Consider the following 13,080-nt stretch of genomic DNA (forward strand, 5'->3'; position numbering starts at 1 on the left):
CGGAAGCTGGCGCTTCCTGATCTCGTTCGGGGTTTTCATCGCCGTCTGGATGGTGATCAACATCATCGGCGCGGCACAGTTCGACCCCTACCCCTTCATCCTGCTCAACCTCGCCCTCTCCTGCCTCGCCGCCGTGCAGGCGCCCGTCATCATGATGAGCCAGCAGCGCCAGGAGGCGAAGGACCGGCGCGCTCGCGCAACGACTACCAGGTCAACCTCAAGGCCGAGCTGGAAATCCGGCATCTGCACGAGAAGATGGACCATCTGGTCAACCGGCAATGGCAGCGCCTCGCCGAGATCCAGGAGGTCCAGATCGAATTGCTGCAGGAGCTGCGCAGCGCTCAGGCGGCCGGGGTGGCGCCGGCGCGCAGCGCGAACTCGACCAGCCGCGCGCGCTCCGGCGCCTCGGCCAAGCCGCGCGGCTCGAAGACGTGACGGCGCAGGAAATGGCCGGTCAGCGCGAAACCGGCAAGAAGGTCGGCAGGTGTCGGCTGGCGCGCACCCTGCCCTTCGCTCAGGAAGGGCGGTAGCGCCAGCAACCGATCGCGATAGGGCTCGGCTTCCTTGCGGCTGACGGCCTTGCCGGATTTCGGCGAAACATGGCTGAGATCATCGGGCGAGCCCGTGACAGCGCAGCGCGCGAGATCGAGCCCGAAGCCCAGTTCGGAGAGCATCGCCAGCTCGAAGCGCACGACCAGCGCCGGGGCGAGGCTGGGTTCGTCGAGATGCTCGACCAGCACGGAAAGCGCCTCGTGCAGGCCGGGATGCGGATCGCGTTCCGGCAACAGCCGCAGCAGGGCGGAGGCGGTGCCGAGGCCATAGAGCGCGACCGGCGCCTCGATCAGCCTCGCGGCATGCGAGGCCAGCAGCTCGACCTTGTACTCGCCGAGATGCTCGTCGAGCCTGGCCCGCCAGGTCAGTGAGACAGCGTTGCCGGGTTGGAGCACCGGCTGCTGCTTCGCGGAACGGCCGCCGCGCACGAGCCCGAGATGGCGGCCATGGTCCCGTGTCATCGCCTCCAGGATCACGGCGCTCTCGCCATGCCTGCGGACGCCGATGATCGTGCCCTCGTCACTCCATTCCATTGGAAGGGTTTAGGGCGGCCTGCTCGACGCTGCAATTTTCAGGCGCGCCGTCATCCCGGCCGGAGCGCCGGGATCCATCGGAGGGCCAATCCTCATCCAGAACTGCGCTACGATGGATCCTGGAACTGCGCAGCTTTGCTGCTTGTCCGGGATGACTGCGCGGTTGGTCAGAAGGAAGTGCGACCTAAGCCACATACTGCGCGATGCCGGCGCCGAACGACCAGTCCTCGCGCTTGACCTCGACGAGGCTGATGAAGATGTCGTCGGGCTTCAGCCCCGGCTCCTTCTGCAGGTTCGCGGCGATCGCGGCATAGAGCGCCTTCTTCTGGGTGACGCCGCGGGTGTTGGCGACGGTGAGCTGGATGATCACCAGCCCTGCAGAACGCTCGAATCCGAAGTAATTGGCGTCGAAGACGAACTCGTCGGCGTCGTGCTGGTGGACGACGGCGAAGAGATCGTTCTCCGGCACCTCGAAGGTCGAGCGCAGGGCGCGGTAGACGCCATCGACGATGGCGGCGGGATGGGAGGCCGGGCGGCCGCGGCGCATCGAAATCCGGATCAGGGGCATGGCGGGCTCCAAGGACAAGGAAGGCGGAAAGGCAAGGCGGCAGGCCCTGCGAACCCATCCAAGCTAGGCCGATTGCATTGATCCTGAAATAGTATCTATGATGATATCAATGATGCGGATTTGTGATTTTAGATGAGCGCCACCCTCGACATCGATGCCGTTGCCGCCTTCCTGCAGGCAGCGGAACTCAGCAGTTTCACCCGGGCAGCCGAGGCTCTGGGGACGGCGCAGTCGCTCGTCAGCACGCGGATCAAGCGGCTGGAGGACGGGCTCGGCCAGACGCTGCTGCAGCGGCATCCGAGGCTGGTGCGGCTGACCGCGGAAGGCGAGCGCTTCCTGCCGGCCGCGCGCGAATTGATGGCGGCGCATGAGCGCGCGCTCGGCGCGTTCCGGCAGCCCGGCGAGCGCATCGCCATCGGCATCAGCGAGCAGGCCGTCGGCGCCGAGATTCCTGCCGTGCTGGGTCGGCTCTCGCGCCAGCACCCCAGCATCGTCATTAGTCTCAGGATCGAGGCGTCGCGGGCGCTGGAAGCGGCGTTCGAGCGCGGCGAACTCGATGTCGCGATCGTCCGCCGCCTCGGCAGCGGGCGCACCGGCGAGGTTCTGCGCGAAGACGCCTTCGGCTGGTTCGCCGCCGAGAGCCTTCTTCATCGACCGGACGAGCCACTGCCGCTGGTGAGCCTCATTGCGGATTGCTGGCTGCGGCAGCACGGTATGGACGCCCTCGACCGCGCCGGCCTGGCCTGGCGCGAGGCATTCATCGGCGGCGGCATGGCGGCGGTGCTCGCCGCCGTGGCAGGCGGAATCGGCGTCTCGCCATTGGCGGCGCGGATCGCACCGCCGGGCGCCGTCGATGTCGGCGCCGAATGGGGGCTTCCGGACCTCGGAACCTCGCAAGTGGTCATGCGCAGCCAGGTCGCCGCGCCGGGAACCAACGCCTTCCTGCGCGAGCTCGCAGCAGCCTTTCGAGCCCCGCGCGCTTCCTGACTACCCGACCACCCGCTCGACCCGGCTGATCACCCGCTTCTCGCGCAATTCGCTGATGATCGCGCTGAGATGCTTCAGGTCCCAGACCGTCAGGTCGATGGTGACATTGGTGAAGTCCGGGTTCGGACGGTGCATCGCGACGGCGTCGATATTGCCGTCATGCTCGGCGATGGTCGTGGTGATCTGCGCCAGCGATCCCGGCTCGTTGATCGAGTTCAGCGAGATGCGGGCCGGGAAGCGCTGCGGCGTCTTGTCGTCGAGGTCCCAGCGCACGTCGAGCCAGCGCTCGGGCTCGTTGTCGAAGGCCGCCAGCGCCGAGGACTGGATCGGATAGATCGTCACCCCCTCGCCCGGCGTCAGGATGCCGACGATGCGGTCTCCCGGCACGGCGCCGCCATTGGGCGCAAAGCGCACTGGCAGGTCGCCGCCGAGGCCGCGGATCGGGATGGCGTCGTCGCCCGGCGTCTCGCCCGGCAGCTTGAACTTCAGGTTCTCGCCCTGGCGCAGCTCGAACCAGCCCTTGCCGCTGCCCGCCGGCGCGCCCGCCGATTTCGGCTCGGGCGCGCTGCGCTTCTCAGGCTCGAGGTCAGGATAAACGGCCTTGACCACGTCGCCGGAATACATCTCGCCCCGTCCGACCGCGGCCAGCACGTCGTCGACCGCCGTGCGGGCGAGCCGCTTCAGCGCCGCCTTCAGCTTCTCGTCGGAAAAAGGCCGCTCGGCCCGGCTGAAGGCGCGCTCGAGGATCTGGCGGCCAAGGCCGGAATATTGCCGGCGCACGGCGGTGCGGGTCGCGCGGCGGATGGCGGCACGGGCCTTGCCGGTGACCACGAGGGATTCCCAGGCGGCGGGCGGCGTCTGGCCTTCGGCGCGGGTGATCTCGACCTCGTCGCCATTGGCGAGTTCCGTCAGGAGCGGCGCGATGCGGCCGTTGATCTTGGCGCCGACCGCGCTGTTGCCGACATTGGTGTGGATCGCATAGGCGAAGTCGATCGGCGTCGCGCCGCGCGGCAGCGCGATCAGCCGCCCCTTCGGCGTGAAGCAGAAGACCTGGTCGTGGAAGAGCTCGAGCTTGGTGTGCTCGAGGAACTCCTCGGGGCTGTCGCCTTCCGCAAGCAGATCAACGGTGCGGCGCAGCCACTGATAGGCGCGGCTCTCGTCGGCATATTGCGCGAGTTCCGTGGTGCGGCCGTCCTTGTAATAGGCATGGGCGGCGATGCCGAATTCGGCGATGCGGTCCATGGTGTCGGTGCGAATCTGCAATTCGACGCGGCTGTGGCCCGGCCCGACGACCGTCGTATGGATCGAGCGGTAGTCGTTCTGCTTGGGCGTCGAGATGTAGTCCTTGTAGCGGCCCGGAACCATCGGCCAGGTCATGTGGACGATGCCCAGCACGCGGTAGCAGTCTTCCGGCTTCTCGACGATGACGCGGAAGCCGAAGATGTCGGAGAGCTGCTCGAAGGAGATGGATTTGCGCTCCATCTTCTTCCAGATCGAATAAGGCCGTTTGCGCCTCCCTGAGACCTCGGCCTGGATGCCGCTCGCCGCGAGCTTGTCCTTCAGGTCCTTCTCGATCTCGCCGATGACGCTGCCTTCGCGCTTGGTCACCTCCTCCAGCCGCTTGGTGACGGTGGCGTGCGCTTCCGGCTTGATGTGGCGGAAGGCAAGTTCCTCCAGCTCCTCGCGCAGCTCCTGCATGCCCATGCGGCCGGCGAGCGGGGCATAGATCTCGGCGGTCTCCTCGGCGATGCGCAGGCGCTTCTCAGGCGCCATGAAATGCAGGGTGCGCATGTTGTGCAGCCGGTCGGCGAGCTTGACCAGGAGCACGCGGACATCGTCGACGATGGCGAGCAGGAGCTTGCGGAAGTTCTCGCCCTGGGCCGCCTTCTTCGAGACGAGATCAAGCTTCTTGATCTTCGTCAGGCCGTCCACGAGCCGGCGGATGTCCGGCCCGAACATGCTCTCGATCTCTTCGAGCGTGGCGGCGGTGTCCTCGACGGTGTCGTGCAGGACGGCGGCGACGATCGTGGCATCATCCAGCTTGAGATCGGTCAGGAGGGCCGCGACTTCGAGCGGATGGGCGAAGAACGGGTCACCGGAGGCGCGCTTCTGCGTGCCATGCGCGCGCATGGCATAGACATAGGCCCGGTTTAGCAGGTCCTCATCGGTATTCGGGTTGTAGCTGCGAACCCGATCGACGAGTTCGTATTGCCGCATCATGCCCATGCGGGCCCTCTGTCACGCCTGTGTAGTCTGGAGTCGTTCAATATCGGGATGGGACGGACGGGCAGCAAGGCGTATTCTCACCGGGCAGGCATGAAAAAGCCCGGCTGTGCCGGGCTTTAGTGAAGGCTGTGCAGAGACCGTCGAGGATCAGTCCTCGTCGTCGGCGCTCTCGGTCGGCGGCACGAGGCCGTCGAGGCCCCGCAGCAGATCGTCCTCGCTCATGCGGTCGAACTGGACCTCCGAATCGGGGGTCGAAGCGCTCTGGCCGGGGGCGGCGAGCAACGGCACCGTCTCGGCCTCGGGCTCGTCCACCTCGACATGCTTCTGCAGCGAGTGGATCAGGTCTTCCTTCAGATCCTCGGGCTTCAGCTTCTCGTCGGCGATCTCGCGGAGCGCAACGACGGGGTTCTTGTCGTTGTCGCGCGGAACGAGAATCGACGAGCCCGACTGGATCATCCGCGCGCGATGGCTGGCGAGGAGAACCAGCTCGAAGCGGTTGTCGACCTTGTCGATGCAATCCTCAACGGTAACGCGAGCCATGTGGCGGCTCCTTCTGATCTCTGGCGATGCAGGGAAGATGTCGAATGCGGGCCTTACAGCCAAAGCACGGCAGATGCAAGATTCGCGTTGCGCCCGTGCAGGCTCAACCGCGCATCCGCCTGACCATCTCGTCGAGACCCGGCTCGCGGCGCCCCTCGACACCGACGGCGATCTCCATCGCCGGCAGTTCATGCGGCTGAAGATCGGCGAAGCGCATCCGCATCGTCGTGGCGACGCCCTCGCCGAAGGCGATCGCCTCGCGGTTTCCGACCGAGGACAGGAATTTGAGCGTGCTCGCCGAGGCGTCCGAGATCGCGGCCCGGATGATCTGCTGGTCGTGCTCGTTGGCGAGGCGCATGGCAAAGACGGTCGAACACTGCGACAGGATGGTCGGATCGAGTTCGCCCGGGCGCTGCGTCACGACGCCGAGATAGGCGCCGTATTTGCGGCCTTCCTTGGCGATGCGGGCAATCGCCTGCCGCGTCGGGAGGAAGCCGAGCGACTGATCGGCCGGAACATAGCGGTGCGCCTCCTCGCAGAGCAGCAGGATCTCGTAGGTGCCCTGGCTCGCCATGGCGAGATCGAAGGCGAGCCGCGCCAGCACGGAGGCCACCGCATCGACGACCTCGGACGGCAGTCCGCCGAGCTGGAACACCGTGATCGGCCGGCCATGATGCGGCACGCGGAAGATCTGCGCCACGACGGGGGCCATCGTCTCCATCATGTTGGCGCGCGCGAACATGAACTGGTAGCGCGGATCGCTGTGAAGGGTCTCGATGCGCACCTTGAGCGAGCGCAGGGCGGCGCGCGGCCAGCGCATTTCGTGCAGGCCGATCAGTTCGTCGATGATCTGGAGCGCATCGACGATCCGGTACGGCGTCGGCGTGTCGCTTGCGCTGCCCATGCCGTCCTCGCGGCGGGCAAGGCCGGCGTCGAGCGGGCGCTTCAGCAGGCTCGAATTGAGATCGCGCATGGGGTTGCGCTGGCTGGCGCCGCGATAGCGCTCCCGCGCCGTCGCCACGACCTCGCGCAGAATGTCCGCCTCCTCCTCGACAGCCGCGCGGCCGCGGAAGACGATCTCGGCGAACTCTTCCAGCTTGAACATCCAGAACGGCAGATCGAGCCCTTCCGCGTCAATCGACAGGGCGCGGTCGGGAAAGGCCCCCGCATATTCGTTGTGCGGATCGAGAATCAGCACGCGCAGCCGCGCGCGGGCCGCGATCGCCCGGCGCAGCAGCAATGCGACCGCGCTCGACTTGCCGACGCCGGTGGTGCCGAGCAGGGCAAAATGCCGTGAGAGCATGTCGTCGATGCTGATCGTAGCGGGAATCGAGGCGTCCTGCGTCAGCGTGCCGATGGCGACGCCATTGCGCGCGCCGAGATCGTGAACCAGCGCGAGATCGCCCGAGCGGATGCGATGCGCGATCGCCCCGATCGGCGGATAGGTGGTGATGCCGCTCTGGAAGCGGGCGCGCCCGTCGGGGCTCTCCGTGACCTCGCCGAGCATCTCGACCTGAACGTGAACGACGTTGTCGGCCGCCTCGTTCCAGACCGGATCGACCGCGCGCATCTCGTAGACGAGCCCGACGATGCGCGAACTGCCCAGATTGATCGAGATCATCCGGCCGACGGCCCATGAATCCGGGCCAAGCCGCGCCATGCCGGACACCGTGCTGGCAATGGTCGCGCGCGAGCCGTCGCAGGAGACGACGCGGCCCAGCGAGCGTTCGGCATCCTGGCTGAGATCGCGCCTTTCGGCGGAAATCTCGTTCTCGAATAGCCCCGTTTTCACTGCAAGCTGCACGTTGCGGCCCTTTCCGGCCTCTCTCCCGAAGATGAAGGCTACGACGGGCTTCTTACGATTGCCTTATCCCCGGGCAAACATGCGCCGGTCCTCATGCTGCGGTTACCAAATCGCCAAGATGTCGCGGAGGAGTGGAGCGATCGATCACGAAACGTGACCTCGCCCATGACAATCCCTGCCTTGAGCCGCTGCAGCATTTTCGTCTATGCACGGCCTCGTTTTCGGGAGAGTTGATCCATGACGAGCCGGCTGCGACTGGGCGTGAACATCGATCATGTCGCGACGGTGCGGAACGCCCGCGGCGGGGCCTTGCCCGACCCCGTCCGCGCCGCGCATCTGGCCGTCGCGGCCGGCGCCGATGGCATCACGGCGCATCTGCGCGAGGATCGCCGCCATATCCGCGACGCCGACATGGAGCGGCTGGCGGTCGAGTTGACCAAGCCGCTCAACTTCGAGATGGGCGCAACCGAAGAGATGATCACGCTGGCCGAACGGCTGAAGCCACATGCTGCCTGCCTCGTGCCCGAGAAGCGCGAGGAGCGCACCACCGAGGGCGGGCTCGACGTCGTCGGGCAGGAAAGCCAGCTCGCGCCGGCCATCGCCCGGCTTAAGGCAGCCGGCTGCCGCGTCTCGCTGTTCATCGAGCCCGACGAAGCGCCGATCACGATGGCCGCCAAGCTCGGCGCGCCAGTGATCGAGCTGCATACCGGAAGCTGGTGCCACGCCGTCATGGACGGCGCGACGGCCAGGGCCGAGATCGAGTTCCAGCGGCTCGCGCATGGTGCGGCCCTGGGGGCGAAGCTCGGCCTCGAGGTCCATGCCGGCCATGGGCTCGACTACGACACGGCGCGAACGCTCGCGGCCGTGCCGGAGTTCGTCGAGTTCAACATCGGCCATTTCCTGATCGGCGAGGCGATCTTCATCGGCCTCGATGCCGCGATCGGACGGATGCGACAGGCGATGGACGAGGGCCGCGGCGGCGCGTAGATCCGGGCCATGATCCTCGGCATCGGCTCCGACCTCTGCGACATCGACCGCATCGAGAAGTCGCTCGCGCGCTTCGGCGAACGTTTCACCCACCGCGTCTTCACCGAGGGCGAGCGCGCCAAATCCGATCGGCGCGCGACGCGGGCAGCCTCCTATGCGCGGCGCTTCGCGGCGAAGGAAGCCTGCTCGAAGGCACTCGGCACCGGCCTGCGCGCCGGCGTGTTCTGGCGCGACATGGAAGTGGTCAACCTGCCCAGCGGCCGCCCGACAATGCGGCTGACCGGCGGCGCGGCCGAGCGGCTGAAGGCGATGACGCCGCCCGGCCATGAGGCGATCGTCCATGTCTCGATGACCGACGATCCGCCGATGGCGCAGGCCTTCGTGGTGATCGAGGCGCGGGCGATTCCGGCCTGAAACGGAGACGGATTGACATGCAGAGAGCAGCAGCCGAGTCGCGGGCACGTGAGGAGTTCTCCGGCCAGGCCAATGGCTGCCGACGCATGGGTTCGGACTTCACCGCCCTGATCTGCGAGCTTCTGCGAGACCGCCTCGATGCGACCAGCCGTTTCGGCGCCCGCATCCTCAACTGGCCCGGTGAGCCGCGGGCCGACGCGGTCGCCCTGAGAGCCGCCGGTGGCTTGAACGCATTGGCCCGATCCGGGCGCGACCTGAACCTGACGGCGCTCTATCCGCCGAACAGGCCCGACCCCGAAACCCTGTGGCGCGGCCTCGCGCACGCAATCGCCGAGCATGACGGCTTCCTGCATGATTATCTCGACAGCGCGCCGCAGACCAATGAGGTTAAGCGTTGCGCCGTGCTGCTCGGCGGCGCACTCACGGTCATCAGCGAAACCGGGCTACCCTTGGATGTTATCGAGATCGGCGCGAGCGCAGGGCTCAATCTCGGTTTCGACGGCTATCGCTACGAACTCGGCAGCGGCGTCTGGGGTGATCCGACTGCGCCAGTCACGATCCGCAGCGAATGGCGCGGGTCGTTGCCGCCGCTCGACGCGCCGCTTGCGGTCGCGGCCCGGCGCGCCTGCGATCTCAACCCGCTCGATCCCGGCAATCGAGACCATCGCGACAGGGTGATGTCCTATATCTGGCCCGACCAGTCCGAACGCATCGCCACGACGCAGGCTGCCTTCGACGCCGCCGCCCGCCAGCCCTGGCGCGTCGAACAGGCGGACGCGGCAGAGTGGGCCGAAGCGTGCCTGGCCACCCCGCAAGAGCACGGCCAGACACGCCTGCTGATGCACACGATCATGTGGCAATACCTGCCCGAGGCGACGAAGCGCCGGATCGAGCAGGCCATGGCAAAAGCCGCCGCCACGGCGACAAAGAAGGCGCCGCTCGCCTGGCTGCGCATGGAGGCCGACGGCCAGTCCGGCAGCGCGGCCGTGACGCTGACGACCTGGCCCTATGGCGGCGAGCGCGAGATCGCGCGCGCCGATTTTCATGGCCGCTGGGTTGAGTGGCGCTGAAGCGCCCTCGCCTCACTCGGCCGGCGCATTACCGACCACGGCGCCGCGCGGTTCCTCGCTCAGCCAGCGATAGACGATGCCGCCGAGCGCGCCGCCGATCAGCGGGGCGATCCAGAACAGCCAGAGCTGCTGCAGCGCCCAGCCGCCGACGAAGAGCGCCGGGCCGGTGCTGCGCGCCGGATTGACCGAGGTATTGGTCACCGGGATGCTGACGAGGTGGATCAGGCAGAGGCCGAGCCCGATCGCAAGCGGCGCGAAGCCGGCCGGCGCCTTGCCATGGGTCGCGCCCATGATGATGAACAGGAACATCATCGTCATCACGATTTCGGTGAGGAAGCCGGCGAAGAGGCTGTACTTGCCGGGTGAGTGATCGCCATAGCCGTTCGAAGCGAAGCCCTTGGCGAGGTCGAAGCCCGGCGCGCCGCTGGCGATGAGGTAGAGCACGCCCGCGGCCACGACGCCTCCGATGACCTGCGCCACGACATAGGGAAGGATCTGGTTCGCCGGGAAGCGCCCGCCCGCCGCCAGGCCGACCGTGACGGCGGGGTTGAGATGGCAGCCCGAGATATGGCCGATGGCATAGGCCATGGTGACGACGGTCAGGCCGAAGGCGAGCGAGACGCCGAGCAGGCCGATGCCGACCTGCGGGAAGCCCGCCGCGATGACCGCGCTGCCGCAGCCAGCGAAGGTCAGCCAGAATGTGCCGATCGCTTCAGCCGCGTATTTCTTGCCGTTCATGATGATTCCTCCCCAGAATTGACATTTTATCGTGCCCCTAGCGTCTGACGCGGTCAATTGCCGCACCCCTTCATACTCCCGCCATTGGTGAGGGAGCGCCCCCTGCGGACGCGCCGTTGTCTGCGGCGTGACATTCCGCTAGACCGCGCGCTTGACCACCGTCCCAGGAGCGCCCGCGTGGCCAACGACGTCGATGCCAAGAACAAGGCCGCCAGGGACGAGGGCGGTGTCTTCGAGACGATCAAGGTCGTCGTTCAGGCGCTGCTGATCGCGCTGGTGATCCGCACGCTGCTGTTCCAGCCGTTCAACATCCCGTCGGGCTCGCTGATTCCGACGCTGCTGATCGGCGACTATCTCTTCGTCTCGAAATACACCTACGGCTATTCGAAACACTCGATCCCGTTCAGCCCGCCGCTGTTCTCGGGTCGCGTCTGGGCGGCCGAGCCGAAGCGCGGCGACATCGCGGTGTTCAAGCTGCCGACCGACAATTCGACCGATTACATCAAGCGCGTCATCGGCCTCCCCGGCGAGCGCATCCAGATGATCGACGGCATCCTGCACATCAACAACCAGCCGGTGAAGCGCGAGCGCATCGCCGACTTCGTCACCACCGACAACTGGGGCCGCAGCGCCCCCGCGATCCAGTATCGCGAGACACTGCCCAACGGCGTCTCGCACAACATCATCGAGCGCGAGGGCGACAACGGCAGCTTCGACAACACGCCGGTCTTCGTCGTGCCGCCCGGTCACTTCTTCATGATGGGCGACAATCGCGACAACTCACTCGACTCGCGGGACCGCAGCGTCGGCTTCGTGCCGTTCGAGAATTTCGTCGGGCGCGCCGAGATCATCTTCTTCTCGATCGAGGACGGCGCCTCGGCCTGGAAGCTGTGGGAATGGCCCTGGACGGTTCGCTGGAACCGCCTGTTCAGCGCCATCAAGTAAGCGGGATCTGCAAATGAGCGCGATCCGCAAGTGAGCAAGGCCGGCGACAACGGACGCAAGGCGCCGGATACCGCCCGCCTGCAAGCGACTCTCGGGCATTCCTTCGTCGACCAGGGCCTGCTGACGACCGCCCTCACCCATATGAGCGCGGAAGGCTCGCGGCTGGAAAGCTATCAGCGGCTGGAGTTCCTCGGCGACCGGGTGCTGGGCCTCAGCATCGCCGACATGCTCTTCGCCCGCTATCCGCAGGCCGAGGAAGGCGACATGTCGCGCCGGCTCGCCGATCTCGTCCGCAAGGAGACCTGCGCCGAGGTCGCACAGGCCTGGAACCTCGGCGCCTTCATGAGGCTCGGCGAAGGCGAGATCCTCGGCGGGGCACGCAAGAACAAGGCGATCCTGGCGGATGCCTGCGAGGCGATCATCGGTGCAGTCTTCATCGATGGAGGCTATGCTGCGGCACGCGGGCTGGTCGAACGCGCCTTCGGCGAGCGCCTGCTCAAGCCGGTGCGGCCGCTGAGGGACGCCAAGACCGCCCTGCAGGAATGGGCCCAGGGCCAGGGCTACCAGACGCCGACCTATAGCGAGCGCGGTCGGTCGGGCCCGGACCATGCGCCGGTCTTCCGCGTCGCGGCCCGCATCCCGGGCCTGACCGACGCCGAGGCGCAAGGGCCGTCGAAGCGGCTGGCCGAGCAGGCGGCGGCGGAAGCCTTCCTGCGGCGCGAGGGCCTGTGGAGCGAAACAATGGAGAGCGACAATGGTTGACGCGGAGACAGGCGCCCAGGCGCTCGCGCCCACGCGCTGCGGCTTCGTCGCGCTGATCGGGACGCCCAATGCCGGCAAGTCGACGCTGCTGAACCAGCTCGTCGGCGCCAAGGTTTCGATCGTCTCGCGCAAGGTCCAGACCACGCGGACACAGGTACGCGGCATAGCCCTGTCAGGCCCGGCACAGGTGATCTTCGTCGATACGCCGGGCATCTTCGCGCCCAAGCGCCGGCTTGACCGCGCCATGGTGACGAGCGCCTGGGGCGGCGCCACCGATGCCGACCTGATCGGCGTGCTGATCGATGTCGAGCGCTTCGACAACGAGGAGAACACCCGCCTGCTGGAGAAGCTTTCCGAGCTGAAGCAGCCGAAATTCCTGATCCTCAACAAGATCGACACGGTCGCCAAGGAGAAGCTGCTCGACATCACCGCCAAGGTGAATGCGCAAGGCAATTTCGAGCAGACCTTCATGATCGCGGCGCTGACCGGCTACGGCGTCAAGGACATCCTGACCTGGCTGGAGACACGGCTGCCGCTCGGCCCCTGGCTCTATCCGGAGGACCAGATATCGGATGCGCCGCTGCGCTTCCTGGCCGCGGAGATCACCCGCGAGAAGATCTTCGAGCGGCTGCATGACGAACTGCCCTATCGCTCGACGGTCGAGACGGAGCAGTGGCAGCAGCGGCCGGACGGCTCGGTCCGGATCGAGCAGACGATCTATGTGGAGCGCGAGGGCCAGCGCAAGATCGTGCTCGGCGAAGGCGGCCAGACGATCAAGGCGATCGGCCAGAAGGCGCGCATCGAGATTGCGGAAGCGGCCGAAGCGACTGTGCATCTCTTCCTGTTCGTGAAGGTGCGCGAGAACTGGAGCGACGACCCGGCGCGCTACCGCGAGATGGGGCTGGAGTTCCCAAAGGGCTGAGGAGTAGTCCCCCGCAAGCCTTGCGCCCCGGC

13 protein-coding genes and 1 pseudogene are annotated in these 13,080 nt (G+C 66.9%); 8 read left to right on the plus strand and 6 right to left on the minus strand.

Annotated features, from left to right (window positions below; translation table 11 throughout):
• Window positions 1-49 precede the first annotated feature (49 nt).
• Window positions 50-142, plus strand: a pseudogene (locus tag AC1RMY_RS18035) (DUF1003 domain-containing protein); the annotation flags it as partial.
• A 199-nt stretch (window positions 143-341) separates the two neighbouring features.
• On the opposite strand, the gene recO reads toward AC1RMY_RS18035, so the two are convergent.
• On the minus strand, window positions 342-1,085 hold the full coding sequence (gene recO, locus AC1RMY_RS18040; protein WP_492866818.1) for a DNA repair protein RecO: 744 nt from the start codon (window positions 1,083-1,085) through the stop codon (window positions 342-344).
• 184 nt (window positions 1,086-1,269) lie between these two features.
• Complete coding sequence (locus AC1RMY_RS18045) at window positions 1,270-1,653, minus strand: tautomerase family protein (protein ID WP_492866820.1); 384 nt, start codon at window positions 1,651-1,653, stop codon at window positions 1,270-1,272.
• Between the two features lie 132 nt (window positions 1,654-1,785).
• Between AC1RMY_RS18045 and AC1RMY_RS18050 the strand changes: the two genes are divergently transcribed.
• Complete coding sequence (locus AC1RMY_RS18050; RefSeq protein ID WP_492866822.1) at window positions 1,786-2,640, plus strand: LysR family transcriptional regulator; 855 nt, start codon at window positions 1,786-1,788, stop codon at window positions 2,638-2,640.
• Here the strand turns inward: AC1RMY_RS18050 and AC1RMY_RS18055 are convergent, their stop codons facing one another.
• The 3 genes from AC1RMY_RS18055 to AC1RMY_RS18065 all read right to left on the minus strand — a co-directional run bounded on the left by AC1RMY_RS18055 (window position 2,641) and on the right by AC1RMY_RS18065 (window position 7,210).
• The gene (locus tag AC1RMY_RS18055; RefSeq protein ID WP_492867190.1) at window positions 2,641-4,860 is read right to left on the minus strand and encodes a RelA/SpoT family protein; all 2,220 of its coding nucleotides are present in this window, start codon (window positions 4,858-4,860) and stop codon (window positions 2,641-2,643) included.
• 153 nt (window positions 4,861-5,013) lie between these two features.
• On the minus strand, window positions 5,014-5,406 hold the full coding sequence (rpoZ, locus tag AC1RMY_RS18060) for a DNA-directed RNA polymerase subunit omega (RefSeq protein WP_492866823.1): 393 nt from the start codon (window positions 5,404-5,406) through the stop codon (window positions 5,014-5,016).
• 103 nt (window positions 5,407-5,509) lie between these two features.
• On the minus strand, window positions 5,510-7,210 hold the full coding sequence (locus tag AC1RMY_RS18065) for an ATP-binding protein (protein WP_492866825.1): 1,701 nt from the start codon (window positions 7,208-7,210) through the stop codon (window positions 5,510-5,512).
• Window positions 7,211-7,447: 237 nt separating this feature from the next.
• Between AC1RMY_RS18065 and AC1RMY_RS18070 the strand changes: the two genes are divergently transcribed.
• The 3 genes from AC1RMY_RS18070 to AC1RMY_RS18080 are packed head-to-tail and all read left to right on the plus strand — an operon-like array spanning window position 7,448 to window position 9,681.
• Window positions 7,448-8,197, plus strand: coding sequence for a pyridoxine 5'-phosphate synthase (locus AC1RMY_RS18070; RefSeq protein ID WP_492866827.1), 750 nt, complete (start codon window positions 7,448-7,450; stop codon window positions 8,195-8,197).
• Between the two features lie 9 nt (window positions 8,198-8,206).
• On the plus strand, window positions 8,207-8,611 hold the full coding sequence (gene acpS / locus AC1RMY_RS18075; RefSeq protein WP_492866828.1) for a holo-ACP synthase: 405 nt from the start codon (window positions 8,207-8,209) through the stop codon (window positions 8,609-8,611).
• A 17-nt stretch (window positions 8,612-8,628) separates the two neighbouring features.
• Window positions 8,629-9,681, plus strand: coding sequence for a DUF2332 domain-containing protein (locus AC1RMY_RS18080; protein WP_492866830.1), 1,053 nt, complete (start codon window positions 8,629-8,631; stop codon window positions 9,679-9,681).
• Window positions 9,682-9,693: 12 nt separating this feature from the next.
• Here the strand turns inward: AC1RMY_RS18080 and aqpZ are convergent, their stop codons facing one another.
• Window positions 9,694-10,419, minus strand: coding sequence for an aquaporin Z (gene aqpZ, locus AC1RMY_RS18085; RefSeq protein ID WP_492866831.1), 726 nt, complete (start codon window positions 10,417-10,419; stop codon window positions 9,694-9,696).
• A gap of 177 nt (window positions 10,420-10,596) precedes the next feature.
• Between aqpZ and lepB the strand changes: the two genes are divergently transcribed.
• From lepB to era, 3 genes are read left to right on the plus strand one after another with little or no spacing between them, the layout of a single operon-like run.
• Window positions 10,597-11,364, plus strand: a complete 768-nt coding sequence (gene lepB / locus AC1RMY_RS18090) for a signal peptidase I (protein WP_492866833.1) — start codon at window positions 10,597-10,599, stop codon at window positions 11,362-11,364.
• 30 nt (window positions 11,365-11,394) lie between these two features.
• A complete protein-coding gene (rnc, locus tag AC1RMY_RS18095; RefSeq protein WP_492866835.1) occupies window positions 11,395-12,126 on the plus strand; it encodes a ribonuclease III in 732 nt (243 codons plus the stop codon).
• Entirely contained in the window at window positions 12,119-13,048 is a 930-nt protein-coding gene (gene era, locus AC1RMY_RS18100; RefSeq protein ID WP_492866837.1) for a GTPase Era, read from the plus strand. The genes rnc and era overlap by 8 nt, the downstream gene beginning before the upstream one ends.
• Window positions 13,049-13,080 lie beyond the last annotated feature (32 nt).

Source organism: Allobosea sp. GW822-FHT03F07 (assembly GCF_058801345.1).

Coding starts and splice junctions, on each gene's coding strand:
- AC1RMY_RS18050 (WP_492866822.1), top strand. CDS start 1,786: ATGAGCGCCACCCTCGACATCGATGCCGTTGCCGCCTTCCTGCAGGCA.
- AC1RMY_RS18055 (WP_492867190.1), bottom strand. CDS start 4,860: ATGATGCGGCAATACGAACTCGTCGATCGGGTTCGCAGCTACAACCCG.
- rpoZ (WP_492866823.1), bottom strand. CDS start 5,406: ATGGCTCGCGTTACCGTTGAGGATTGCATCGACAAGGTCGACAACCGC.
- AC1RMY_RS18080 (WP_492866830.1), top strand. CDS start 8,629: ATGCAGAGAGCAGCAGCCGAGTCGCGGGCACGTGAGGAGTTCTCCGGC.
- recO (WP_492866818.1), bottom strand. CDS start 1,085: ATGGAATGGAGTGACGAGGGCACGATCATCGGCGTCCGCAGGCATGGC.
- acpS (WP_492866828.1), top strand. CDS start 8,207: ATGATCCTCGGCATCGGCTCCGACCTCTGCGACATCGACCGCATCGAG.
- aqpZ (WP_492866831.1), bottom strand. CDS start 10,419: ATGAACGGCAAGAAATACGCGGCTGAAGCGATCGGCACATTCTGGCTG.
- era (WP_492866837.1), top strand. CDS start 12,119: ATGGTTGACGCGGAGACAGGCGCCCAGGCGCTCGCGCCCACGCGCTGC.
- AC1RMY_RS18070 (WP_492866827.1), top strand. CDS start 7,448: ATGACGAGCCGGCTGCGACTGGGCGTGAACATCGATCATGTCGCGACG.
- AC1RMY_RS18045 (WP_492866820.1), bottom strand. CDS start 1,653: ATGCCCCTGATCCGGATTTCGATGCGCCGCGGCCGCCCGGCCTCCCAT.